This window comes from Streptomyces sp. V4I2, assembly GCF_030817655.1.
GTDB classification, from domain to species: domain Bacteria; phylum Actinomycetota; class Actinomycetes; order Streptomycetales; family Streptomycetaceae; genus Streptomyces; species Streptomyces plumbiresistens.
In genome coordinates this window covers 1,747,547-1,771,512 of sequence record NZ_JAUSZM010000003.1, presented here as the reverse complement: position 1 = coordinate 1,771,512, position 23,966 = coordinate 1,747,547, and the positions used below count along the sequence as shown (strand labels likewise).

At 71.2% G+C, this 23,966-nt stretch carries 22 protein-coding genes and 1 pseudogene; 9 read left to right on the top strand and 14 right to left on the bottom strand.

Translation table 11 applies throughout. The annotated features are described in order from the left end of the window. Window positions 1–74: 74 nt before the first annotated feature. From QFZ76_RS09005 to QFZ76_RS08980, 6 genes are all read right to left on the bottom strand, one after another. Window positions 75–830: an SDR family oxidoreductase gene (locus QFZ76_RS09005; RefSeq protein WP_307673230.1), complete on the bottom strand. Its 756-nt coding sequence runs from the start codon at window positions 828–830 to the stop codon at window positions 75–77. Continuing rightward, window positions 827–1,885: a phosphotransferase family protein gene (locus QFZ76_RS09000; RefSeq protein WP_307673229.1), complete on the bottom strand. Its 1,059-nt coding sequence runs from the start codon at window positions 1,883–1,885 to the stop codon at window positions 827–829. Before QFZ76_RS09000 ends, QFZ76_RS09005 begins: the two co-directional genes overlap by 4 nt. Further along, window positions 1,882–3,090: an acyl-CoA dehydrogenase family protein gene (locus tag QFZ76_RS08995; protein WP_307673228.1), complete on the bottom strand. Its 1,209-nt coding sequence runs from the start codon at window positions 3,088–3,090 to the stop codon at window positions 1,882–1,884. Before QFZ76_RS08995 ends, QFZ76_RS09000 begins: the two co-directional genes overlap by 4 nt. Window positions 3,091–3,156: 66 nt before the next feature. Continuing rightward, the gene (locus QFZ76_RS08990; protein WP_307673227.1) at window positions 3,157–3,927 is read right to left on the bottom strand and encodes a 3-hydroxyacyl-CoA dehydrogenase; all 771 of its coding nucleotides are present in this window, start codon (window positions 3,925–3,927) and stop codon (window positions 3,157–3,159) included. A 35-nt stretch (window positions 3,928–3,962) separates the two neighbouring features. Continuing rightward, window positions 3,963–5,126, bottom strand: a complete 1,164-nt coding sequence (locus QFZ76_RS08985; protein WP_307673226.1) for a thiolase family protein — start codon at window positions 5,124–5,126, stop codon at window positions 3,963–3,965. Between the two features lie 17 nt (window positions 5,127–5,143). Then, entirely contained in the window at window positions 5,144–6,013 is an 870-nt protein-coding gene (locus tag QFZ76_RS08980) for a crotonase/enoyl-CoA hydratase family protein (RefSeq protein WP_307673225.1), read from the bottom strand. A gap of 100 nt (window positions 6,014–6,113) precedes the next feature. Here QFZ76_RS08980 and QFZ76_RS08975 point away from each other — a divergent pair, with 100 nt between their 5' ends. The 3 genes from QFZ76_RS08975 (at window position 6,114) to QFZ76_RS08965 (ending at window position 10,943) form a co-directional block, all read left to right on the top strand. Then, window positions 6,114–7,184, top strand: a complete 1,071-nt coding sequence (locus QFZ76_RS08975) for an NAD(P)-dependent alcohol dehydrogenase (protein ID WP_307673224.1) — start codon at window positions 6,114–6,116, stop codon at window positions 7,182–7,184. A 35-nt stretch (window positions 7,185–7,219) separates the two neighbouring features. After that, a complete protein-coding gene (locus tag QFZ76_RS08970) occupies window positions 7,220–8,698 on the top strand; it encodes an aldehyde dehydrogenase (RefSeq protein ID WP_307673223.1) in 1,479 nt (492 codons plus the stop codon). A gap of 526 nt (window positions 8,699–9,224) precedes the next feature. After that, window positions 9,225–10,943, top strand: a complete 1,719-nt coding sequence (locus QFZ76_RS08965) for a cellulase family glycosylhydrolase (protein ID WP_307673222.1) — start codon at window positions 9,225–9,227, stop codon at window positions 10,941–10,943. 29 nt (window positions 10,944–10,972) lie between these two features. Here the strand turns inward: QFZ76_RS08965 and QFZ76_RS51680 are convergent. Further along, window positions 10,973–11,809, bottom strand: a pseudogene (locus tag QFZ76_RS51680) (IS5 family transposase). Window positions 11,810–12,000: 191 nt separating this feature from the next. Further along, window positions 12,001–13,629: a long-chain-fatty-acid--CoA ligase gene (locus QFZ76_RS08960; RefSeq protein ID WP_307673221.1), complete on the bottom strand. Its 1,629-nt coding sequence runs from the start codon at window positions 13,627–13,629 to the stop codon at window positions 12,001–12,003. 142 nt (window positions 13,630–13,771) lie between these two features. On the opposite strand from QFZ76_RS08960, the gene QFZ76_RS08955 reads away from it, so the two are divergent. The 6 genes from QFZ76_RS08955 (at window position 13,772) to QFZ76_RS08930 (ending at window position 18,863) form a co-directional block, all read left to right on the top strand. After that, complete coding sequence (locus QFZ76_RS08955; protein ID WP_307673220.1) at window positions 13,772–15,001, top strand: cytochrome P450; 1,230 nt, start codon at window positions 13,772–13,774, stop codon at window positions 14,999–15,001. A gap of 42 nt (window positions 15,002–15,043) precedes the next feature. Then, window positions 15,044–15,238 (top strand): ferredoxin, encoded by a 195-nt coding sequence (locus tag QFZ76_RS08950; protein WP_307673219.1) that lies wholly within the window; start codon window positions 15,044–15,046, stop codon window positions 15,236–15,238. Between the two features lie 5 nt (window positions 15,239–15,243). Further along, on the top strand, window positions 15,244–16,488 hold the full coding sequence (locus QFZ76_RS08945) for an NAD(P)/FAD-dependent oxidoreductase (protein WP_307673218.1): 1,245 nt from the start codon (window positions 15,244–15,246) through the stop codon (window positions 16,486–16,488). A gap of 26 nt (window positions 16,489–16,514) precedes the next feature. Then, entirely contained in the window at window positions 16,515–17,684 is a 1,170-nt protein-coding gene (locus tag QFZ76_RS08940; RefSeq protein ID WP_307673217.1) for a thiolase family protein, read from the top strand. Window positions 17,685–17,695: 11 nt separating this feature from the next. Continuing rightward, window positions 17,696–18,079 (top strand): Zn-ribbon domain-containing OB-fold protein, encoded by a 384-nt coding sequence (locus tag QFZ76_RS08935; RefSeq protein WP_307673216.1) that lies wholly within the window; start codon window positions 17,696–17,698, stop codon window positions 18,077–18,079. Between the two features lie 73 nt (window positions 18,080–18,152). Continuing rightward, complete coding sequence (locus QFZ76_RS08930) at window positions 18,153–18,863, top strand: TetR/AcrR family transcriptional regulator (protein WP_307673215.1); 711 nt, start codon at window positions 18,153–18,155, stop codon at window positions 18,861–18,863. Window positions 18,864–18,894: 31 nt separating this feature from the next. Here the strand turns inward: QFZ76_RS08930 and QFZ76_RS08925 are convergent, their stop codons facing one another. The 6 genes from QFZ76_RS08925 to QFZ76_RS08900 form a co-directional block, all read right to left on the bottom strand. Next, complete coding sequence (locus QFZ76_RS08925) at window positions 18,895–19,203, bottom strand: lipase family protein (protein ID WP_307673214.1); 309 nt, start codon at window positions 19,201–19,203, stop codon at window positions 18,895–18,897. Between the two features lie 6 nt (window positions 19,204–19,209). Continuing rightward, window positions 19,210–19,992, bottom strand: coding sequence for an SGNH/GDSL hydrolase family protein (locus tag QFZ76_RS08920; RefSeq protein WP_307673213.1), 783 nt, complete (start codon window positions 19,990–19,992; stop codon window positions 19,210–19,212). A 68-nt stretch (window positions 19,993–20,060) separates the two neighbouring features. Continuing rightward, the gene (locus QFZ76_RS08915; RefSeq protein ID WP_307673212.1) at window positions 20,061–21,074 is read right to left on the bottom strand and encodes a hemolysin family protein; all 1,014 of its coding nucleotides are present in this window, start codon (window positions 21,072–21,074) and stop codon (window positions 20,061–20,063) included. Beyond that, window positions 21,071–22,405: a hemolysin family protein gene (locus QFZ76_RS08910; RefSeq protein WP_307673211.1), complete on the bottom strand. Its 1,335-nt coding sequence runs from the start codon at window positions 22,403–22,405 to the stop codon at window positions 21,071–21,073. Before QFZ76_RS08910 ends, QFZ76_RS08915 begins: the two co-directional genes overlap by 4 nt. A 161-nt stretch (window positions 22,406–22,566) precedes the next feature. Next, window positions 22,567–22,992: a GNAT family N-acetyltransferase gene (locus QFZ76_RS08905; protein ID WP_307673210.1), complete on the bottom strand. Its 426-nt coding sequence runs from the start codon at window positions 22,990–22,992 to the stop codon at window positions 22,567–22,569. A gap of 75 nt (window positions 22,993–23,067) precedes the next feature. Beyond that, entirely contained in the window at window positions 23,068–23,952 is an 885-nt protein-coding gene (locus QFZ76_RS08900) for an LLM class F420-dependent oxidoreductase (protein ID WP_307673209.1), read from the bottom strand. Window positions 23,953–23,966: the final 14 nt, after the last annotated feature.

Sequence of the window (23,966 nt, the reverse complement as noted above, 5' to 3'; positions counted from 1 at the left end):
ACTGACCGCATGTACGGTCAATAGAGCGGACGGGTGGGTTTCCGGGATGTCCGGCTTCGACGGAGCACTGGGTCTCAGGCCCGCCAGAGACGACGGCCCGGTCTGGTGATCACGATGCTGGGGACCACGGCCGTACGGGACAGTCCGACAACGGACGAGACCATTTCCGCGACGTCGTCCGCCGTGATCATGTCCTCCGGGGCCAGCCGTTCGTGCATCCATGAGGTCATGTCGGTGTCGACGTATCCGGGAGCCACCGCGCAGGCCGAGACGCCGGCCTCGGACTCCTCCACGTTGACCGACTCGCACAGCGACAGCACAGCCGCCTTGGTCGCCGCGTATGCCGCCAGCGACGGCTCGGCCGTGACGCCGGTGATGGAGGCGATGGCCACCACCCTGGTGCCGTGGTGTACGCCGGTGCCGTCCCGGGGCCGGGAGGCCGTTGCACGCAGCGCGGGCAGGCATTCCTGGACCAGCTGGAACGGGGCACGCAGGTTCACGGCGTACTGCTTGTCCAGCCGGGCCAGGGGAAAGTCGGCGATCGCGCCGGCCTGTCCCATCCCGGCGCTGAGCACGAGCGCGTCCAGCCGGCCGTCGTACGCCTTGAGGTGCTGCTGCGCCACGCTGTGGACGTCGGTCTCCTCGGCCATGTCACCCGGCGCCGTGTGCACGCGCACTCCGTACCGGTCGTGCAGCTCGTCGGCCAGCGTGCGCAAGGGCCTGGGGGAGCGGGCGGCGAGGCTCAGGTCCCAGCCGTCGGCGGCGAGGCGGCGCGCGATGGCCGCGCCGATGCCACGGGAGGCTCCGGTGATGAGTGCGGTGCGGGTCATGCCGTTTCCTGTCCGGTCAGTGTGGCGGAGCCGGCCCGCAGCAGGGGCAGTACGGCGTCGCCGATGGTGTGGAAGCCGTCGCCGACGGTCTGGCCGGCGAGGTGGCGGGCGTGGATGCCTTCCGCGATCACCGCGAGCTTGAAGTAGCCGAGCGCCCGGTAGAAGGGCAGATGGCTCAGGTCCTCGCCGGTCCGGTGGGCGTAGTGCTCGGCGAGTTCGCCGGCGGTGGGGAAGCCGGGGTTGCCGTGCAGGATGTGCCGCACACCGAGCACCGGTTCGCTGACGGGATCCCAGTAGACGAGCAGCATGCCCAGGTCCGTGAGCGGGTCGCCGAGCGTGGCCATCTCCCAGTCGACGATCGCGCGGACGAGCTCCGGGTCGGCGCGGTCGAGGATGGTGTTGTCCAGGCGGTAGTCGCCGTGCACTATGCCGCGCGGGCCGGCCGGCGGCAGCCGTTCGATCAGATCCGTGAACAGCCGGTCCACGAGGGGCGTCTCCCGCGTTCTGACCAGGTCCCACTGGCTGCGCCAGCGCTTCAGCTGTCGCGCCAGATAGCCCTCGGGGCGGCCGAATTCCGCCAGCCCCACCGCCCTGGGGTCCACCTCGTGGAGCGCTGCCAGCTGGTCCACCAGGGACAGCGCACACCGCCGTTGCCCGTCGGCGCTGATCAGCGCGGCGTCCTGGGCGCTGCGGACGACCATGCCGTCGACGAACTCCACCACCGCGAACGGGGCCCCGATGACCGAGCGGTCCTCGCACAGACCGACCGGCGCCGCCACCGGCACGCCGGTGCCGTGCAGGGCGGCGACGACGCGGTACTCGCGTGCCATGTCGTGGGCGCTGGGCGTCAGGGTGCCCAGCGGCGGGCGACGCAGCACCCAATGGTGCGGGCCCGCCTGGATCTCGTACGTCAGGTTCGACCTGCCGCCCTGGAGGAGGCGGGCCCGTACCGGCCCGTCGAAGTCGGGGACGAGCTCGCCGACCCACTTCCGCAGCGCCCCGACGTCCAGGCCGATCGGTGACCCGGCGGGCGTGGTGACGTCCGTCGCGGTCATGCCGCGGTCTCCTCACGGTGGCGCGCGTGGCGGCCGACGGCGCGTCGCGCGATGGCCCAGCGGTGGGTCTCGGAGGGGCCGTCGTAGATGCGGAAGGCCCTGACCTCGCGCAGGAAGCGGGACAGCGGGACGTCGGAGGAGACCCCCAGGGCACCGCAGATCTGCACGGAGCGGTCCACGACGCGGCCCACCGCCTCGGCGACGAACGTCTTGGCGATGGCGGACTCCTGGGCGCCGCGTGCCCCGCTGTCCAGGACCCGGGCCGTGTCGCGGATGAGCGCCCGACTCGCCGCCATGTCGATCTCGGAGTCGGCCAGTTGCTGCTGGACCATGCCGAGTTCGGCGAGGCGCGAGCCGAAGGCCTCGCGGGTGCTCGCCCGCTCCAGCGCGATGTCCTGTGCGCGCCGGGCCAGGCCCAGCCAGCGCATGCAGTGCGTCAGCCGGGCCGGCGCCAGCCGCACCTGCGCGTACTCGAACCCCCGGTCGACCTCACCGAGGACCTGGTCGTCGCCGACGACACAGCCGTCGAAGACGATCTCGCTGTGGCCCGCGAACAGGCCCTCGTCGAGGGTGTCGATGTCGCGCTCGACGGTCATGCCGAGCCGGTCGGTGTCGACCAGGAACATGGTGGCCCCGCCCCGGTCGCCCGGCGCACCGCTGGTGCGGGCCATGCAGATGGCGAACCCGGCACCGCGCGCGCCGCTGATGAACCACTTGCGGCCGTCGATGCGCCAGCCTCCGGGGACTCGCGTGGCCGTGGTGGTCAACGCGCTGGGGTCCGAGCCTGCGCCCGGAGCCGGCTCGGTCATCGCGAAGCAGGACCGGATGTCACCGGCGGCCAGCGGGGCCAGGTAGCGCCGCTTCTGCTCCTCGGTGGCGGCCTTCTCCAGGAGGTGCATGTTGCCCTCGTCCGGAGCCGCGATGTTCAGGGCGAGCGGGCCGAGCAGGGAGTAACCCGCCTCCTCGAAGACGACGGCTTGGCCGAGGGTGTTCAGGCCGAGCCCGCCGCACTCCCTGCCGACGTGCGGGGCGAGCAGGCCCGCCTCGCGGGCGGCATCCTGCAAAAGGCGCCGTACCTTCTCGGGGCCGTCGTGGACCCGGCCGCCCGTCTCGGTCTCCACGGGGATCACGACGTCACGCACCAACTGCCGTGTGCGTTCGGCGAGTTCGGCGACTGAGGGATCGGTGTCGATGGGGATGGGCACGGTGACGGCGCCTCTCGGATCGTCGGGTCAGGGGCGGGGGGTACATCGCATGGGGGCAGGACAGCGTCAGCGCGGTGCCATCCGGATCGCACCGTCGAGGCGGATGACCTCGCCGTTGAGCATCGGGTTGGCGACGATGTGCTCGACCAGCGCGGCGTACTCGCCGGGATCGCCGAGCCGGCTGGGGTGGGGCACCTGGGCGCCGAGCGAGCGGCGTGCCTCTTCGGACAGTCCGTTCAGGATCGGGGTGGCGAACAGACCCGGGGCGATGGTGACCACGCGGATCATGCTCGCCGCCAGCTCCCGCGCGATCGGCAGGGTCATGCCGACGATGCCGCCCTTGGAGGCCGCGTAGGACGCCTGTCCGATCTGTCCGTCGAAGGCCGCCACGGAGGCGGTGTTGACGATGACGCCGCGTTCCTCGCCGCGTGGCCCGGTGGGCTCGGTGTCCTGCATCCGCTGCGCGGCGAGCCGGATCACGTTGAACGTTCCGACCAGGTTGATCTCCACCACCCGGCGGAAGCGCTCCAGGGCCAGGGGCCCGTCCCTGCCTATGGTGCGGCCCGGGTCGCCGATGCCCGCGCAGTTGACGACCACCCGCAGCGGCCCCGCCTCCACGGCGAGGTCGAGCGCGGCCGCCACCTGCTCCGGCTCGGTGACGTCGGTGGGCGCGAAGGTGACATGGCCGCCAAGGTCCTTGGCGACGGTCTCGCCTGCCGAGGAGGGGAGGTCGGCGATGACGACCCGGGCCCCGGCCGCCGCCAGGCGCTGCGCGGTCGCCAGCCCGAGCCCGGAGGCGCCACCGGTGACGAGGGCGGCGCTGCCTGAGAGATGCATGGGGTCTCCTCTGAAGGTGCTCGAATGGGGAGGGCTCAGAGCCGCTCGATGACCGTGGCGTTGGCCATGCCCCCGCCCTCGCACATGGTCTGCAGGCCGTAACGGCCGTCGGTGGCCTCAAGGTGGTTGACCAGGGTGGTCAGCAGCCGGGTGCCGGAGGCACCGAGGGGGTGGCCGAGGGCGATGGCGCCGCCGCGCGGGTTCACCCGGTCCGGGTCGGCACCGGTCTCCCGCTGCCACACCAGCGGTACCGCGGCGAAGGCCTCGTTGGCTTCGAAGGCGTCGATGTCGTCGATGGACAGGCCCGCCCGCTCCAGCACACGGACGGTGGCCGGGATCACGCCGGTGAGCATCAGCAGCGGGTCGCTGCCGGTGACGGCGAAGGAGTGGAACCGCGCGCGCGGGCGCAGCCCCAGGGCGGCGGCCCTGTCCTCGCTCATGATGAGCGCGGCGGAGGCGCCGTCGGTCAACGGGGAGGAATTGCCCGCGGTGACGCGCCAGTCGATCTCCGGGAAGCGCTGGCCCGTGGCATCGTCATAAAACGCCGGCTTCAGTCCGGCCAGGGCCTGCGGGGTGGTGGACGGCCGGACCGTCTCGTCCGCCTCATGACCGCCGACCGGGACGATCTCGCCGTCGAAGCCGCCCGACGCGGCGGTCGCCGCGGCGAGCCGGTGGGAGCGCGCGGCAAAGGCATCGAGCTCCTGCCGGTCGATCTTCCAGCGAGCGGCGATGAGCTCCGCCGAAACGCCTTGCTGGACCAGGCCGTCGGGATACCGCGAGGCCAGCGGGGCGTACGGGGCGCGGCCCTGGACGGCGGAGAACATCGGCACCCGGCTCATGGACTCGACGCCGCAGGCGATCGCGATGTCGTACGCGCCCGCCAGCACGCCCTGCGCAGCGAAGTGCGCGGCCTGTTGGCTGGAGCCGCACTGCCGGTCGACGGTCGTGGCCGGCACCGTCTCGGGAAGCCCGGCGGCCAGCACCGCGTTGCGCGCGATGTTGAGCGCCTGCTCACCGTTCTGTCCGACGCACCCGGCGATCACGTCGTCCACCAGAGCCGGGTCGAGGTCATTGCGTCGCAGCAGTGCGCTCAGCACCGTGGCCAGCAGCTCCACCGGGTGCGTCCTGGACAGCGCACCGCCCGGCTTGCCCTTGCCGGAGGGAGTACGTACGACATCGACGATCACCGCTGACTGCACCGCTGTCTCCTTGGCTGTCACTTGCCCTGCCACCGGGGCGGGCGCTTCTCGGCGAAGGCCCGCGGGCCTTCCTTGGCGTCTTCGCTGCGGCGGACCTCGTGGAACTCGGCCTCGTTCATGTCCCAGATCGCCGAGTCCCAGTCGGAGCCGAACTCGGCGCTGCGCCGCATGATCCGCTTGCTCGCCCGGACGGCCAGCGGCGCGTTGCCCGCGATCTGCCTGGCCAATCGCAGCGCACTGGCGAGCACCTGGTCCGTGGGCACGACCTCGTTGGCCAGGCCCCAGCGCAGCGCGGTGGCCGCGTCCAGCGGCTCACCCGTCAGGGCGGCGTGGGCCGCGACCTTGGGCGGGATCTGCCGGTGCAGCCGCAGCAGCCCACCGGCGGCGGCGACCAGCCCGCGCTTCACCTCGGGCAGCCCGAGTTGCGCGTCCTCGCTGATCACCGCGAGATCGCAGGCGAGCACGATCTCGGTGCCGCCGCCGAGCGCGAAGCCGTTGACGGCGGCGACGAGTGGCTTGTCCACGAGGTGGCGCACCAGGCCGGCGAACCCCCATTCGGGGTGCCCGGGGGCGCTGACCGGTCGGCCGGCCCCCAGCTCCTTCAGGTCGGCGCCGGCGCAGAAGGCTCGCCCCGCCCCGGTGATCACGCCGACACTCAGCTCTGGGTCCTCGTCGAGTTCCCGAAGCGCGTTTCCGACGGCCGCCGACATCGCCGCGTTTACCGCGTTCATCGCCCTGGGCCGGTTCAGGGTGATCACGGCGACGGGACCCTCACGGCGCAGGACCGCGGCGGCCTCCTGATCCGGCTGATCAGGCTGGTCCTGACGCTCCGGGGACTGTACGGGGAGGGCCACGCTCGGCTCCTTCGTCGTGCGGGTGGTAGTCATGAAGCTACTATTGACCGCTCGTACGGTCAACAGTAGCGTCAGTCACGGAACGCGGACCGATACACGCGGACCGATACGCGGACGGACCCTGGGAGCGGACATGCGCATGCAGGCAGCGGTACTCAGGGCTGGTGACGGGCCCTTCGTCGTCGAAGAGGTCGACATCGCCGACCCGGGGCCGGGGCAGGTGCTCGTCCGTATCGCCGCGGTGGGCTTCTGCCACACGGACGTGCTCCCGCGCGGCGAGGGCTTTCCCGCCCGGCCGCCGATCATCGCGGGCCACGAGGGAGCCGGCGTGGTCGAGGCCCTCGGGCCCGGCGTGACCGAACCGCCGGTGGGCTCCCACGTCCTGCTCTCGTTCGACCACTGTGGTGCCTGCGAGAACTGCCTGGACGGTCACCCCGCCTACTGCCGGTCGTTCCTCCAGCGCAACCTCACCGGCACGGGCACCGAGACCGGCAGCCAGCCGGTGACCGACGCCGAGGGAAAGCCTGTTGCCTCGCGCTGGTTCGGCCAGTCCTCGTTCGCCACCCACGCCGTGGTGGACGTACGCAACACGATCGTCGTCGACCCGGATCTGCCGCTGGAGCTCCTCGCCCCGCTGGGCTGCGGCATCCAGACAGGCGCCGGATCGATCCTGCTCGCCCTCGGCGTCCGCGCCGGTTCGCGCGTCGTGGTGTTCGGCGCGGGCGGAGTGGGGCTGGCGGCCGTCATGGCGGCCAAAGTCGCCGGGGCCGCCATGATCGTGGCGGTCGACCGGCACGAGAACCGGCTCGACCTGGCCCAGGAACTCGGCGCCACGCATGTCGTGTTGGGCGCCGCCGACGACGTACCTCGTTGGCTCCGCAAGCTCACCGGGGGAGGAGCCGACTACGTCCTGGACACCACCGGGGTCCCGGAGGTGATCAGGGACGGGGTCGACAGCCTGCGGGTGAGGGGAACCATCGGCCTGGTCGGCGCCCAGTCGCGGGACCTCGTCCTGGGCCCCGCCGCACTGTCCAGCGGCAAGAACGTGATGGGGATCCTGGAGGGCGACGCGGTACCCCGTCGCTTCCTTCCCCAGCTGATCGAGCTGTGGCAGCAGGGCCGCTTCCCGTTCGAACGCCTGGTGCGGACCTATCCGCTCAGCGAGATCAACACACCGCCGAGCGGGATGCCGCGTCCGGCGTGACCGTCAAACCCGTACTGCTCCCTGGGAGTTGACCCATGTCATCGCAGACCGTGCCATCGGAAACCGAGCCCCGCTACCGCCGTGAACACCTCTTCGTCGGAGGAGACTGGCGGCCGAGCACCGCACCCGGCACCCTAACCGTGATCTCGCCCGTCACCGAGCGGCCGGTGGGCGAGGCGCCCGACACCGCCCCCGCCGACGTCGACGCCGCCGTCGCCGCGGCCCGGCGGGCGCTGACCGCGTCGCCGTGGGCGTCCTGGGACGGGGAGACCAGGGCGGCGGCCCTCGACCGCTTCGCCGACGCGCTGGAACGCCGGGCGGAGGAGACCGCGCGGGTCGTCACCGCCGAGATGGGCATGCCGATCGCGGTGTCCGGCCCGGTCGAGGGGACCGGTCCCGCCCGGACCCTGCGGTACTTCGCCCAGCTGGCCCGCACCACACCGCAGGAGGAGCGCCGCCCCGCATTCCCCGGCCCCGGAACCACCGTGGTGCGCCGCGAGCCGGTCGGGGTGGTCGCGGTCGTCGTCCCCTGGAACTTCCCCCAGTCGCTCATGATGTTCAAGGTCGCGCCCGCCCTCGCGGCCGGCTGCGCCGTCGTGGTCAAGCCGGCGCCCGAGACCGTGCTGGATGCCTTCCAACTCGCCGACGCCGCACAGGAGGCCGGGATCCCGGACGGGGTCGTCAACGTCGTCACCGGAGGCCGCGAGACCGGTGCGTACCTGGTCGCTCACCCCGGCGTCGACAAGGTGGCCTTCACGGGGTCCACCGAGGCCGGACGGGCCATCGGCGAGGTGTGCGGGCGGCTGCTGCGGCCCGCCACGCTCGAACTCGGCGGCAAGAGCGCGGCCATCGTGCTGGACGACGCCGACCTCGGCCAGGCGGTACGCGGACTCGCCTGGGCCTGCCTGCTCAACAGCGGACAGACCTGCTACACCAGCTCCCGCATCCTCGCGCCCCGCAGCCGCTACGCCGAGGTCGTCGACGCCGTCGCGGCCCTCGCAGCCTCCTTGCGGGTCGGCGACCCGTCCGACCCGGCCACCCGGGTGGGCCCCCTGGCCTCGGCCCGACAGCGCGACCGCGTCGAGTCCTACATCGACGCCGGCCGGGCCGGCGGGGCGAGGGTGGTCACCGGTGGCGGCCGGCCCGCGGGCCTGGAGCGGGGCTGGTTCGTCGAGCCGACGGTCTTCGCGGACGTGGACAACTCCGCAGTCGTCGCCCGTGAGGAGATCTTCGGCCCGGTCCTGGTGGTCATCCCGTACGACGACGTCGACCAGGCCGTGGCGATCGCCGACGACTCCCCGTACGGCCTGGCCGGCACCGTCTGGACCTCCGACGAGGACAAGGGGCTGGAGATCGCCCGCCGGATGCGCACCGGCACGGTCGGGGTGAACTTCTACAACATCGACCTCGGCGCACCCTTCGGGGGCGTCAAGGCCAGCGGGCTGGGGCGTGAGCTGGGGCCCGAGGGGCTGGCGGCGTACGTCGAGTACAAGTCCGTCTATCTGCGCCGCTGAGCGCCTGGCTCTGCCACGCCGGTGGGGCCGGCTGACGGATCCGGCAGCGAACATGGCACCGAAGTCGACGATGCCCGTGACGGCCACGCCTGGTCGAGATCCGCGACAACCTCCTCGGGTCGGTGACCTCCAGCGCCACCGGGACCGCGTCGGGATGCGTCACGGTGCGCGCGGGCGAGCTCGCGCCCTTCAGCGCGGTCGTGACTACCTCCACAGAATGAGGAAACCGTTCGGTGTTCATCGGTGCCGAGAAGGCGTGAGACCCCCACCGGGTGACCGCCGGTCCGGTCGGCATCGGCGGCAGATGAGCAGGGAACCCCGATGCGCTTGCGTGCCGCCTCGCCCGACTCCCCCATGTGGGGAAGCGCTTCGACGCGCAACCTCTCGACTCGATGGAGGTTCCATGCGGGTTGGCCCCGTTCTCTCTGTCGCCAGGTTGCGCTAGGCTCCCGCCCCGCGTTGAAGCGCTTCGACGGTCGATGCCGTCGATGTGGGGAGAAGGCCTTTCGACTCAATGGAGAGTTCTATGCCGAGTTCAGCCGGTTTCACTCGCCGCCAGGTCATGACGACCTCCGCGGCCCTCGCCGTCGCGGCGTTGTCCACGCCATCGGCCGCCCAGGCCGCTGCCCGGTCCACTGGTTCCGCCGCGTCGGCGTCCGCACTGGACGTAGTCGCAGACATGCAGCCCGGCTGGAACCTGGGCAACAGCTTCGAGGCCATCGGCGCCGACGAGACGGCGTGGGGCAACCCGCGGGTGACCCAGGCGTTCTTCCGCAGGCTGAAGGCGCAGGGCTTCAGGAGCATCCGGATCCCGGTGACCTGGGGCCAGCACGAGGGTCCTGCTCCGGCCTACACCCTCGACCCGGTGTTCCTGGCCAGGCTCAAGCAGGTGGTCGACTGGGCCCTGGCCGATGGTTTCTACGTTCTGATCAACATGCACGGCGACGCGTGGCAGTGGGTGCCGAACATGCCGGCCCAGCATGACGCGGTCCTGGCCCAGTACACGGCCACCTGGCAGCAGATCGCGGCCGCCTTCCGGGACGAGCCGCGACGACTGCTTTTCGAGAGCATCAACGAGCCCTTCTTCAACGGCAGTGCCGGCGACGAGCAGAACGCCGTCCTGATGAACGAGCTCAACACGACCCTCCACTCCGTCGTGCGCGCGACCGGCGGAGGCAATACCGACCGGCTGCTTGTCATGCCGACCCTGGGGGACACCCCGGATCAGCCCAAGATCGACACCCTGCTCGCCACCTTCGCCGCGCTCGACGACCCGAACCTCGTGGCCTCGATCCACTACTACAGCTTCTGGCCCTTCAGCGTGAACCTCGCCGGCTACACGACCTTCAACGCGGCCACCCAGCAGCACCTGACCGACACGTTCGACCTGCTGCACAGGTCCTTCGTCGCCAAGGGGATCCCTGTCGTCGTCGGTGAGTACGGGCTGCTCGGCTGGGATTCCGGCCCCGGCACGGTCGAACAGGGGGAGACGCTCAAGTACCTCGAGTATCTCGGCTACTACGCGCGGTACCGGGGCTTGACCACGATGCTGTGGGACAACGGCAGTCGTTTCAACCGCCGCACCATGCAATGGAACGACCCGAGCCTCTATGCGCAGATACGTTCGAGCTGGACCGGGCGCTCCGGCACCGCGTCCACCGATCAGCTCTTCGTGCTCAAGGGCAGGACCCCGACGGACGCGACGGTCACGCTGAACCTCAACGGCACCAGGCTGATGAGGATCGATGCCGGCACCCGCCCCCTGATCCGGGGCGTGGACTACACCGTCAGCGGCAACAGGCTGACCATCGCAGCGGCGACGCTCAGCCGGTTGACCGCGTCGCAGGAGCACGGCACGAATGCCGTCCTGTCCCTCCGGTTCACCGACGGAATTCCTTGGACCGTCAACGTCATCACCTATGACAAGCCGGAGTTGACGAGCGCGACGGGTACGACGACCTCGCTGGTGATACCCACCGCGTTCAACGGAGACAAGTTGGCGACCATGGAAGCCGTCTACGCCGACGGCACCGCCGCCGGTCCGCAGTCCTGGACGACGTACAAGCAGTTCAATGTGGCCTTCACACCGGACTACACCGCAGGCACGATCACCTTGCCGACCGCGTTCTTCGACGGTGTCACCGACGGCACCGCCGTGACCCTCACCTTCCACTTCTGGAGCGGGGCGATCTTGACGTACACGCTGACCAGGTCCGGCACCGCGGTCACGGGCACCTCCGCCTGAAAACGGTCTGTCAGCAATAGGCGGGTGTCTCATGTGGTGAGTTCGGCGAGCTTCTTGTAGCAGGTCAGGGCTGCTGCGAGGCCGAGGAAGGCGAGGAAGTGACTGCCCTTGCGTTCGTAACGGACGGTGAGCCGGCGGTAGCCGAACAGCCAGGAGATCGACCGCTCGGTCTTCCAGCGGTGGCGGCCGAGCCGCTCGCCGGACTCGCCCCCGGACGCGCGATCCGCGGGATCAGGCCGCGGGCGCGGAGCCAGGTGAGGTGGTCGGCGGAGTAATACGCCTTGTCAGCGCGGACCTTGACCGGTCGCCGTCGGCGTGGTCCGCGCCGGGAGCGGACGTCGGGTATCGCCAGGACCAGCGGCCTGAGCGCTTGACTGTCGTGCAGATTCGCCCCGGACACCGCAACAGCCAGCGGGATGCCCTGAGCGTCAGACAGGACATGCAGCTTGCTGCCCTTCTTGCCGCGACCAACCGGATTCGGCCCGGTCGGCGTGCCCCTTTTTTCGCCCGGACGGACGCCGCGTCGACGATCGCCGAGGTCCAGTCCACCTCACCCCTGGCGCCGAGTCCGTCCAACACCGCCCGGTGCAGCCGGAGCCACAGGCCCGCCTCGGTCCACACTGCGAACCGGCGATGTGCGTAGCCGGAAAGGTACCGAACGTCGGCGGCAGGTGCCGCCAGGCACAACCGCTGGTCAGCACGTACACCACCGCAGTGAACACGGCACGCTCACCGCACGGGGTAGTCCCACGGCCCTGCGGAGCGGCGTCGGGGTGGGGCGTGGTCGCAGGACGGGGAAGTGCCGCCAACGCCGGTGAGGACGACCGCCGGACTTTTGGCGTACGCGCTGATGTGGATTCCTCCAGTGGATGTCGGGCACCAAGCGGAGCCGCCGCGAGGGCCGAGGCTCACCTCGGGAGCACGGGCCGGCAGATCTCCGGCGAGTCACCCGACCGCTTGGCCCTCGCCGTAAGTCTCGTGGCGCTGGGGCGACTTGGCGCCGACTGCACGGCCGACGACCTCGTCCCCACGCTTCTCCATCCCCTTTCTTCGGCGCTCAGCCCAGTGTCGTCACCGCGAGCTCCTGATCGGCGTAGGACCGTCGGATCCGGTTCTTGTCGAGCTTGCCCACGCTCGTTCTCGGGATCCGCTCGACGAACGCCCAGCGCTCCGGCAGCCACCAACGGGCGACCCGGCCGGTGAGGAACGCCCGCAGTTCCTGCGGGGTCACGGCCGCCCCGTCGCGCAACGTCACGCAGGCCAGCGGCCGTTCCTCCCACCGCGGGTCGGGCACGCCCACCACCGCGGCCTCCGCGACCGCCGGGTGCCCGGCCAGCGCGTTCTCCAGCTCCACGGTGGAGATCCACTCGCCCCCGCTCTTGATGCCGTCCTTGAGCCGGTCCTTCAGCTCCACCCATCCGCCCGGGTGAATCACTCCCAGATCACCGCTGCGCAGTCGGCCGTCGCGGAACTTGGCAGACTGTTCCTCGGCCGTGGCCCGGAAGTACGACCCCGCGACGGTCGGGCCGCTCAGCTCGATCTCTCCCACGGCCTTGCCGTCCCAGGGCAGTTCGGCTCCCGACTCGTCCACCACACGGGCCCGCACCCCGGGCACGAGCCGGCCGCTGCGAGTGGTCCACCCGGTCGCCTGGTCGTCCGGGGTGCCGTGCGGCGGGCGGGAGAAGGTCAGCAGGGGACTGGTCTCCGTCATGCCCCAGCCCTGTGTGAGCCGCACCCCGTGGTGGGCGTCGAAGCTGTCCGCCAGCGCGGCCGACAGCGGCGATCCCCCTGCCACGGCCAGTCGGAGGCTGCTGAAGTCCGCGCCCGTGCCGACTCCGTGCTCGTCCAGTCCGCTCCACAGCGTCGGCACCGCCGCCGCCGCGGTCGCCTTCAGGTCGCAGATCGCGCGGGCGAGATGCGCGGGCTGCAGAAACCGGTCGATCATGATCAGGTCCGCCCCGGCCAGCCAGGCCGCGTACGGCCAGCCCCAGGCGTTGGCGTGGAACATCGGCACGATGGGCAGCACCCGGTCGGCGTCGCTCATCGCGTAGGCGCTGCCGGTGGAGATCTGCAGGGTGTGCAGGTAGATCGAACGGTGGCTGTACGCCACCCCCTTCGGGGCGCCGGTGGTGCCGGTGGTGTAGCACAGGACGGCCGCCGAACGTTCCGGCAGCTCCGGCCAGTCGAAGCCGGGCGGGGCGGCGTCCAGCAGGGTCTCGTAGTCGTGCACGGTGACCCACGCCGGAGCCTCCAGCCGTGCCGCGCCGACGACGATCACGTGCCGGACGGTCGGCAGCCGGTCGATGATCCGCTGCAGCCGCGGCACCAGGTCCGCGTCCACGATGACGGCCTTGTCGGCTGCGTGGCCCGCGATATAGACCAGCTGGTCGTCGTGCAGCCGCAGGTTCAGGGTGTGCAGCACCGCTCCCATGCCCGGAACGGCGAAGTAGGCCGCCAGATGGGCGGGAGTGTTCCAGGCCAGGGTGGCGACCACGTCGTCCCGCCCGATGCCCAGTCCGGCGAGTGCGGCGGCGAGCCGCTCGGTCTGGTCGGCCAGACCCGAGAAGGCCGTCGAGGTGGTCGTGTCTCCCCGGTAGTGGTGGACGCGGCTGTCCGGGTGCACGGCGGCCCCGTGCCGGAAGATGCCGCTGACCAGCAGCTCCGCCTCCTGCATCGTGCTGTCCATTAGGTGCCCTTCCTGATGTCCCGGCCCCGCCCTCCCACTCGAGCGGTTGACCGTTGGCTAGGCTGCGTGTTTACGTTAGACCGTACGTACGGTCAATAACAACGGTGCATGTTCAGAACGACGAGGGATTCGAGGAGTTCGAGTGATCGCTCAGACGCTGGGTCCGGACCTGGGGCATCCGGACACCTACCGCGACGGAGTCCCGCACCACCTGTTCGCGGAGCTGCGCCGGACGCGGCCCGTGGCCTGGATCGAGGAACCCCCCTCCGAGGGCTTCGCCGGCGGACCGGGCTTCTGGGCCGTGACCAGGTACGAGGACGTCGTCACGGTGTCCCGCAACCCGGCCGTGTTCTCCTCGCACAGGGGAGCGACGTTCCTGAGGGACCAGCGGCCGAAGGACGTTGCCGCGCTCCAGCAGATGATGCTCAACATCGACCCGCCCGACCACGGCAAGCTGCGGTCGATCGTCAGCAAGGCGTTCACCCCGCGCATGGTGAAGGGCATGTTCGACTCGGTCGACGCCCACGCGGAAGCCATCGTGGCGGACCTGGATCCGGACACCGAGATCGATCTGGTGGAGAAGGTGTCGTCCGAGATGCCGCTGCGCGTCCTCGCCGACGTCCTCGGGGTGTCTTCCGCCGACCGCGGTCTGCTGTACGACTGGACCAACCGGATGGTCGGGCTCGATGACCCCTCGTACGGCGGCCTGCCGTCCTTCGTCTCCGCCTTCACCGAGATGTTCGCCTACGCCGCCGAGCAGACCCGGGCCAAACGCGAACACCCCACCGACGACATCTGGAGCACCATCGTCAACGCGGAGGTCGACGGCGAACGGCTGTCGAGCGGGGACCTGAACCGCTTCTTCCAACTGCTGGTGATCGCCGGCAACGAGACCACCCGCAACCTGTTGACCGGAGCCGTGCTCACCCTCGGCCGCCACCCCGGCCAGTGGGACGCCCTGCGCGCCGACCCCGAGCTGCTGCCGTCCGCGATCGAGGAGGCGCTGCGCTTCCACTCGCCGGTGATCCAGTTCCGACGTACGGCGACCTGCGACACCGTCCTCGGTGGCCAACGGATCGAGGAAGGCCAGAAGGTCGTGATGTTCTACGGCTCCGCCAACCGCGACGAGGCCGTGTTCGCCGACCCGGACCGTTTCGACATCACCCGCAACCCGGCCAACCACCTCGCCTTCGGCACCGGCACCCACTTCTGCCTGGGCAACAGCCTGGCCCGCATGGAGGCGCGGGTGCTGCTCGGCAGGCTCTTCGCCCGGTTCCCGCACATGCGGCTCGCCGGCGAACCGGAGCGGTTCCGCTCCAACTTCATCAACGGAATCCGGCGACTGCCCGTCCAGCTCGGTCCGGCCGCCTAACTCCTCGCCCAGCCCTCTCGACGCCAAGGAGGCGACCCGAACATGAAGATCCTGCTCGACCGCGGGAAGTGCACCGGCCTCGGCATCTGCGAGTCCCTGTCGCCCGAGGTCTTCGAGGTGGACGACGAAGGCGCTCTCGTCCTCAGCACCGACGTCGTCCCCGACGGAAAACTGGCCGAGATCCGGGCAGCGGTGACCAGTTGCCCGACCGAGGCCCTCCGACTGACCGAGGACTGACGGCCGTGACCACACCACAGCGACTGGTCGTCGTCGGCGCCTCCCTGGCCGGACTGCGCGCTGTCGAAGGCGCCCGCGCGAGCGGCTTCACCGGTTCCATCACGCTCATCGGCGCCGAGGATCACCTGCCGTACGACCGTCCGCCCCTGTCCAAGGCGTACCTGGCCGAGGCACCCGGCGGCCCCCCGGACACCACCTTCCGCACCGAGGACACCCTGCGCGGCGAACTCGGCGTCGACCTACGGCTCGGCGCCCGCGCGACCGGCCTGGACACCGAAGGCGGTGTGGTCCTGGTGGACGGCGGCGCCCCGGTCCCGTACGACGCGCTGGTCATCGCCACCGGAGCCGTCGCCCGCGTCCTGCCCGCAACGGAGGGCCTCGCGGGCGTCCACACCCTGCGTACGGCCGACGACGCGGCGGCGGTTCGCCGGGCGCTCGACGACCGAGCCCGGCTCGTCGTCGTCGGCGCCGGTTTCATCGGCTCGGAGGTCGCCTCGGCCGCCCGTGAGCGGGGCCTGCCGGTGACCGTCGTGGAGGCCGCCGACGTTCCCCTGCGCCGGGCCCTGGGTGACGAGATGGGTATGGCCTGCGCCGCGCTGCACGACCGGGCCGGCACCGATCTGCGGCGCGGGGTGAGCGTGCGGGCGATCCGGCGGGACGGCGAGGGAATCGGCGTCGAACTCGGGGACGGCAGCACGCTGCACGCGGGCCTCGTCGTGGCGGGTATCGGGGCCGACCCGGCCACCTCCTGGCTGGACGGATCCGGCGTCGCGCTCGCCGACGGGGTGCGCTGCGACCGGACGCTGGCCACGTCCGTACGCGGCGTCTACGCCGCAGGTGACGTCGCGCACTGGCACAACCCGCTGTTCGGACAGCCGATGAGGCTCGAACACTGGACCAGCGCCGCCGAGCAGGGCGCGACCGCCGCTGTCAACGCCCTGAAGCCGGCGGAGGCCCGGCCGTACTCCACCGTCCCCTACTTCTGGTCGGACTGGTACGGAACTCGCATCCAGTTCGTCGGGATCTCCCGGGCCGACGAAGTCCGGGTGGTCAGCGGTGATCCGGCCGACGGGCGATGGGTGGCGCTCTACCGCACCGGCGAACGCCTCACAGGCGCGCTGGCGGTCGATCACCCGACGCACATCATGAAGTACCGGGTGATGATCAATCGCGGTTGTACCTGGAACGACGCGCTGGACTTCGCACGCGAACGCAACGCGCGGGCACGCCGAACCACCGCAGTGGCCTGACGAGTGCACTGAAGAAGGGAGAACCGATGAGCGGCCGCCATGCGGCGATCGCAGGCCTCGGCCTGACCGAGGTCGGCAAGGTGTACGGGCGTTCCGCGGCGGACTTCGCCGACGAGGCGGTGCGGCTCGCGGTGACGGATGCCGGCCTGCACCTGCGGGACGTGGACGGGCTCCTGATCAACGCGGGCAAGAGCCCAGGCCTCGACCTGGGCCTCGCCAAGCGTCTGGGCCTGCGTGACCTCACCCTGCTCTCCCAGGTGCAGTCCTTCGGCGCCTCCTCGGGCATCATGGTCGCGCAGGCCGCTGCGGCCGTGCTCTCCGGCGCCGCGACCACCGTCGTCTGCGTCTTCGCCGACGCGCCGCTGCGCGAGAACGCACGGAGCGGGGACGCGTACCTCTCCAGTTCGCTCACCGCCACCGGCTTCCGCAGCGCGGAGACAGCCGGCGGATTCACCAGCGTCAACCACCGCTACGCCGTGGCCGCCGCCCGCTACATGGCGCACTACGGCGTCACCAACGACCACCTCGGTGCCGTCGCGGTCGGGCAACGGCAGTGGGCCGCGCACAACCCCGCCGCACAGTTCCGAAAGCCGATGACCCTGGAGGACTACCACCGGTCCCGCTGGGTGGTGCGGCCACTGCATCTGTTCGACTGCTGCCTGGTGTCCAACGGAGGCGCTGCCGTGGTCGTCACCACCGCCGAGCGCACCGCCGCCCTGCCCAGGCCGCCGGTCCACGTGTGGGGCTGGGGCCAGGCGCACCCGGGATACGTGATGGAGCGGGGCAGCGACTTCGGTCTCGTCACGGGAGCCGCCGCCTCGGGAGCAGCCGCGATGAAGATGGCCGGTATCACCCCGTCCGACGTGGACGTCCGGGAGATCTACGACTGCTACACCTACACGGTGCTGGTCACCCTGGAGGACTACGGGTTCTGCGCGAAGGGAGAGGCCGGAGAACTGGCGGCCTCCGGCGCGCTTGCCCCCGGCGGCGCGCTGCCCACCAACACCGGCGGCGGACAGCTGTCGGGCTTCTACCTCTGGGGCATGACCCCCCTGGTCGAAGCCGTCCAGCAGGTACGCGGCCAGGCCGGGGAGGGCCGCCAGGTCCCCCGCCACGACGTCGCGCTGGTCAGTGGCAACGGCGGCGTCCTCGACCACCACGCGACCCTGGTGCTCGGCGCCGGGCACGCCTCCTGAAGGAGCTTTCCATGACCGCGCACATCATCGCCCGACGGGACGCGGCATCCGCGGCGTGGTTCGAAGGGCTCATGGAGGGCTTGCTGCTGATCCGCCGCTGCGACGCGTGCGGCCACAACTGTCGCCCCGACGCCGAAGCGTGCACGGCCTGTGAGTCACGGGACCTGCGATGGGTCGAGGCCATGGGCACCGCGCGGGTCGTGGCCGCGGTGTCGACCCCGGGTGACGCCGGGAGCGCCACGGTCCAGGCCCTGGTCGAACTCGCTGAAGGGCCCTGGCTGCACGCACCGGTCCTGGGCGCTCCCGCCGCCCCGCCACCGGGGACGGCACTGGTCCTGACGATCCTGCGCCCGGATCACGGCGAGCCGTTCCCCGCGTTCACCGTGTCCGCCTGACTGGTCGCTCGTACGGTCAGTCGACGCGATAAGGTGGGGAGCGTTCGTCGTCGTGACCACGGAGGGACCTGAAATGGCTGCTAGGCGCGCGGGTGCGGGCGCCCCGGGCAGGTCGGGCCACATCCTGGAGTCGTTCACGCGCCGAGTCGCCCAGTCCGGCTACGACGGCACCAACTTCAGCGACATCGCGGCGGAACTGGGCATCTCCAAGGGCACCATCGTCCACCACTACGGCACGAAGGACCGGCTGCTCGCCGCGCTGCACGAGTCCTACATGCGCCGCAGGCTCGCCGAGGCGTATCTGATCGTGAACCGGCTGTCCTCGCCGCCGGAGCAGCTCGCGGGGATGCTGTTCGCCTTCGTGCTGTACCAGGAACATGACCGTGACGCCACGGTGGCCTTCCAACGGGAGATCGCCAGGCTCGCGGACCACGAGACGATGAGCGAGGGCGTACGCCTGCGCGGGGAGTACCTGGGGCTTGTACGAGGCATCCTGCGCAAGGGAACGGAAAGCGGCCAGTTCCGCGAGGGTGACCCCAACCTCCAGAGCCTGCTGATGATGGGCTCCGCCCAATGGGCCTGGACCTGGTTCGACCCGTCCGGACCGCACACGGCCGAGGAGGTCGGCGCCAGTCTCGTCGACATGGTGCTCGGCGGCCTGCTCACCCGCCCGGGGACCGCGCCGGGGCTCGCCGATCCCGAGGGTGCGGTGCTGAAGATCGTTCGCTCCTGTCTGGCCGACGCCGCGGCCCCCGGCGAACCGCCCTCGACCCCGGCTTCCTGAGGGGAAGCCGAGGTGTGGAAGGACCGGCGGATCAGGGAAGGCTCACTTCGTGGCAGCCGGCGACGGCCTGCTTGCCCGCGAGGCGGTCGGCCAGCCACTGGACGCCGGCCGGCGCCCCGGCGATGAACCCGGAGATGTGCTCGAGGCCGGGGAGGGCCACGTACTGCACCGAGGCTCCCTGAGCGCACCAGTCGTGGTAGAGCATGTCTCCCTGGGCGATCGGGACGATGGTGTCCGCCGTGCCGTGGTAGAGGTACGCGGGCGCGCCGGGCTTCCTCGTGCCGAGCAGAGAGGCTCGGTAGGCCTTCTGCCAGCTGACGTTGATCACCCGCGTGGCCACGGCGGGTTACTCCGCGGGGCCCTCATACGGCGACAGGTCCGGCCGCTTCGGCGGGAGTCCGTCGCCCGAGGAGCGGCCCGTCAGGCGGCGGCCGATCCACGGGAGGAGGTACTGGCGGGCGAAGCGGGCGTCCGCGACCCGGCGGGCGGCCCAGCCCGGCGGTGGTGTGAGGGGCAGCGGTGTGCGCCACTCGGTGTCCTCGGGCTCGTAGCCGAGCCCCTGCCACACCGCCTCCGCGACCCGCCGGTGTCCCTCGCCGCTCAGGTGCAGCCGGTCCACGTCCCACATCCGGGGATCGCCGAGCGACGGCGCCCCGTACAGGTCGACCACCAGCGCGCCGTGCTTCTCGGCGAGGCCGTCGATGCACTCGAACAGCTCCTCCATGCGTGGCCGGAAACGCTCCAGGACCGGGCCCTGGCGCCCCGGGCTGCGCATCAGCACCAGCTGCTCGCAGGACGGGGCGAGCCGCTCCACGGCCTCCGTCAGCAGCGCGCGCACCCGCCCCATGTCGCACTTGGGCCGGAGCGTGTCGTTGAGCCCGCCGACCAGCGTGACCACGTCGGCCCGCATGACCGCCGCCACGTCGATCTGCTCGGCGACGATCTGCCCGATCAGCTTGCCCCGCACCGCGAGGTTCGCGTACCGGAAGCCGGGGGAGTGGGCGGCCATCCGCCCGGCGAGCAGGTCGGCCCAGCCGCGGTAGGTGCCGTCCGGGAGCAGGTCCGACATGCCCTCGGTGAAGGAGTCGCCGACCGCGACCAGGCTGGTGTACGTGGGGTTCTTCTGCATGGCGTCACAGATGGTAACCCGGGACCATACCCGCCGGTCGGTCGGCCCGGGCCCCCACACCTCACCGATCAGGCCCGCTGCGCGAACAGCTCCCGCAGCACGTCCTCCATGGTCACCAGACCGGTCAGCCGCCCGTCGGAGCCCAGCACGGCCGCGAGATGCGTACGGCTGCCCCGCATCGCCGTCAGGACGTCGTCCAGCGGGGTGCTCTCCCGTACCCGGGCGCTGGGCCGCATGTCCTGCACCCGGAAGGGCACGTCCCGCGGAGCGGCGTCCAGTGCGTCCTTCACATGCAGGTAGCCGACGATGCGGCGCCCGTCGTCCACCACCGGGAAGCGGGAGAACCCGGACTCGGCCGAGAGCTGTTCCAACTGCTCCGGAGTGATGCCCACGCGCGCGTAGACGACACGTTCCAGGGGGAGCACCACGTCCCGCACCGGCCGGCGCCCCAGTTCCAGCGCGTCGTGCAGCCGCTCCCGCGCACGGTCGTCGATCAGACCCGCCTCGCCGGAGTCCCGCACGATCCGGGCCAGCTCGGCGTCCGAGAAGGTGGCCGCGACCTCGTCCTTGGTCTCGACCCTGAGGAGCTTCAGCAGGGTGTTGGCGAAGGCGTTGATCGTGAAGATCACCGGTCGCAGCGCCCGGGACAGGGCGACCAGCGGCGGGCCGAGCACCAGCGCGCTGCGCACCGGCTCCGCGAGCGCGATGTTCTTCGGGATCATCTCGCCGAGCAGCATGTGCAGATACGTCGCCAGGGTCAGCGCGATCACGAAGGAGACCGCGTGTCCGGCGCCGGAGGGCACACCCATGGCATGGAACACCGGCTCCAGCAGATGCGCGATGGCCGGCTCCGCGACCACACCCAGGATCAGCGTGCACAGCGTGATGCCGAGTTGTGCGGCCGCCATCAGCGCGGACACGTGCTGCAGACCCCACAGCACGCTCTTCGCGCGCCGGTCGCCCTGGTCGGCATGCGGCTCGATCTGGCTGCGGCGTACGGAGATCAGCGCGAACTCCGCGCCCACGAAGAAGGCGTTGACGACGAGGGTCGCCAGACCGATCAGCAACTGAACGGCGGTCACTTGCCCTCCACCTCCGTGATCCCTTCATGCAGCGGTGCGTGCAGCAGCAGCCGCGCGGCCCTGCGGCCCGACGCGTCCACCACGTCCAGCAGCCAGCCCGCGACCTCGACCCGGTCCTCGACGGCGGGGATGCGGCCGAGCTCCGTCGCGACGAGGCCGGCCAGGGTCTCGTACGGCCCCTCGGGGGCCCTGAGGCCGACGCGGGCGAGCTGGTCGGTGCGGGTGGAGCCGTCCGCGGAGTACAGGGCGCGGCCCTCCTCGTCGGTTCCGGCCCGGGCCAGGTCGGGCGTCTCGTGCGGGTCGTGCTCGTCCCGCACCTCGCCGACGACCTCCTCGACGATGTCCTCCAGCGTGGCCACGCCCGCCGTGCCGCCGTACTCGTCGATGACCACGGCCATCGTGCGCTTGCCGGACAGCCGGTCCAGGAGCCGGTCGACGGTGAGGGACTCCGGGACCAGGAGCGGCTCGCGCATCAGCTCGGACACGGACACGCGGGTGCGGAGCTCGGCGGGCACCGCCAGGACGTCCTTGATGTGCGCGGTGCCCACGACCGAGTCGAGGTTGCCGCGGTAGACCGGGAACCGGGACAGGCCGGTCGCCCGGGTCGCGTTCGCCACGTCCTCGCAGGTCGCCTGCACGTCCAGGGCGATGACCTGCACGCGCGGCGTCATCACGTTCTCCGCGGTCAGGTCGGCGAGGTTCAGCGTCCGTACGAACAGCTCGGCGGTGTCCGCCTCCAGGGCGCCCTCCCGCGCGGAGTGCCGGGCCAGCGCGGCCAGCTCCTGCGGCCCGCGCGCCGAGGCCAGCTCCTCGGCGGGCTCCAGGCCGAAGAGGCGCACCGCGCGGTTGGCGGTGTTGTTGAGGTGGGTGATGAAGGGGCGGAACGCGGCGCTGAACCAGCGCTGCGCGTTGCCCACCCGCTTGGCCACGGCCAGCGGCGAGGAGATCGCCCAGTTCTTCGGCACCAGCTCGCCGACGACCATCAGGAACACCGTCGACAGGGCCGTACCGAGCACCAGGGCCAGGGAGCTCGCCGTGGAGCGGGAGACGCCGGCCGATTCCAGCGGGCCCGCGATCAGCGCGGCGATCGACGGCTCGGAGAGCATGCCGACCACCAGGTTGGTGACCGTGATGCCGAGCTGCGCGCCGGAGAGCTGGAAGGTCAGGCTGCGTACGGCCTTCAGGGCCCCGGCCGCGCCCCGCTCGCCGCGCTCGACCGCGCGCTCCAACTCGCCGCGGTCGACGGTGGTCAGCGAGAACTCCGCGGCGACGAAGGCACCACAGATCAGCGAGAGCAGGATCGCCACCAGCAGCAGAAGCACTTCCGTCATCGGGTCACCTCCGTCCCATGGTCGGGCAGGGCAGGGAGGATCGCGCGATGTCTCGTACTGGGAGGCTCGCCCATGGGCGGACGCTCACACCTTTCATGGAGGACCGAGTGGCCATCCAATAGTAAAGGATGGGCAAAAGAGTATGTTCGGTGGCAGGTTCCCTAGTCCGTGAGGGGCTTCACCCAGCGTCGCCACTTCTCCTCGGGCGTGTACCCGGCCGCCCGCCACGCGTGGTGAGCGGTCTCGTTGCGCGTCAGCACCATCGCGTCCCCACGGCGCCCGCCCAGCCGTACGAAACGCTCCTCGGCGGCCGTCAGCAGGGCGCCGCCGATGCCCCGGCGGCGCCGGTCCGGGTGTACCGCGAGCCGGTACAGATGGCAGCGCCAGCCGTCGAAGCCCGCGATCACCGTGCCGACGAGTTCGCCGTCGAGCTCGGCCAGGATCAGCGCCTCGGGGTCACGGGCGACCAGCCGCTCCACGCCGCTCCGGTCGTCGCTGATGCTCGTCCCCTCGGCGGCCACCTTCCAGAAGGCCAGCACGCTGTCGAGGTCGTCGGGCGTCGCGGCCCGTATCCGCAGGTCGGTCATACGGCGATCCCATCACGCCGGCCCGGACCGGGACCCGGAATTCCGGCATCCGGACGGTCATCGGCCCTGCAACGGTCATTGGCCCTGCAATCGGGCGACCACCGGTGCGAACGCCTCCATGTACGGCTCCAGGACCGTCAGATACGAGAAGCCGTACCGCTCACGCTGCGCCAGCACCTTCGCGGTGATCTGCTCCAGCGTGCCGGCCAGGACGAGGGGCAGCTCCAGGGCCTGTTCCACGCTCAGGTCGGGCACCCGCTCCACGAGGGGCCGGACGGCGGCCTCGGGGTCGTCGGTGATCGCCACCAGCTGGATGAGGACGTTCAGTTCGGCCGGCTCCGCACGCCCCTTCGCCAGCTCCCGGTACCGGGCCACGCGCTCGTCGAGTTCCTCGGGAGTGATCGGCAGCATCTTGCCCGCCGTGTCCCCCGGCACCGGGCGCGCGCCGGTGAAAGCGGCGATGTCGGCGTGCTCGGCGGTGAGCCGCAGCATGCGGTCGCCGTTGCCGCCGACCATGAGCGGCACTTTCTGGACAGGCTGAGGTTGGTGTTCCGGGGAGGAGAGCAGTCGCCCCAACTCCTCGATCGTGCGCCGCAGATGGTCCACCCGCTCGCCCGGCGAGCCGTACGGAAGGCGGGCCGTGTCGTGTTCGGCCTGTACGTATCCGGTACCGAGACCCAGTTCCAGCCGCCCGCCGGTCAGCGCGTCGGTGGTGGCGACCTCGCGGGCCAGTAACGCCGGGTTCCAGAAACCGGCGTTGAGCACGAAGGTGCCCAGCCGCGGCCGCGCGGTCGCCTCCGCCGCCGCGACCAGCGCCGGGAAGGGCGCGACCATGCCGAGATGGTCGGGGACCAGGATCACGTCGTAGCCCAGCTCCTCGGCCCGGCGGCACTTGGCCCGCCACTCCTCGGCGGGCGCGGGGACGATCATGTTGGCACCGAAACGGAACGGACGGGACATGAACTCTCCTCAGC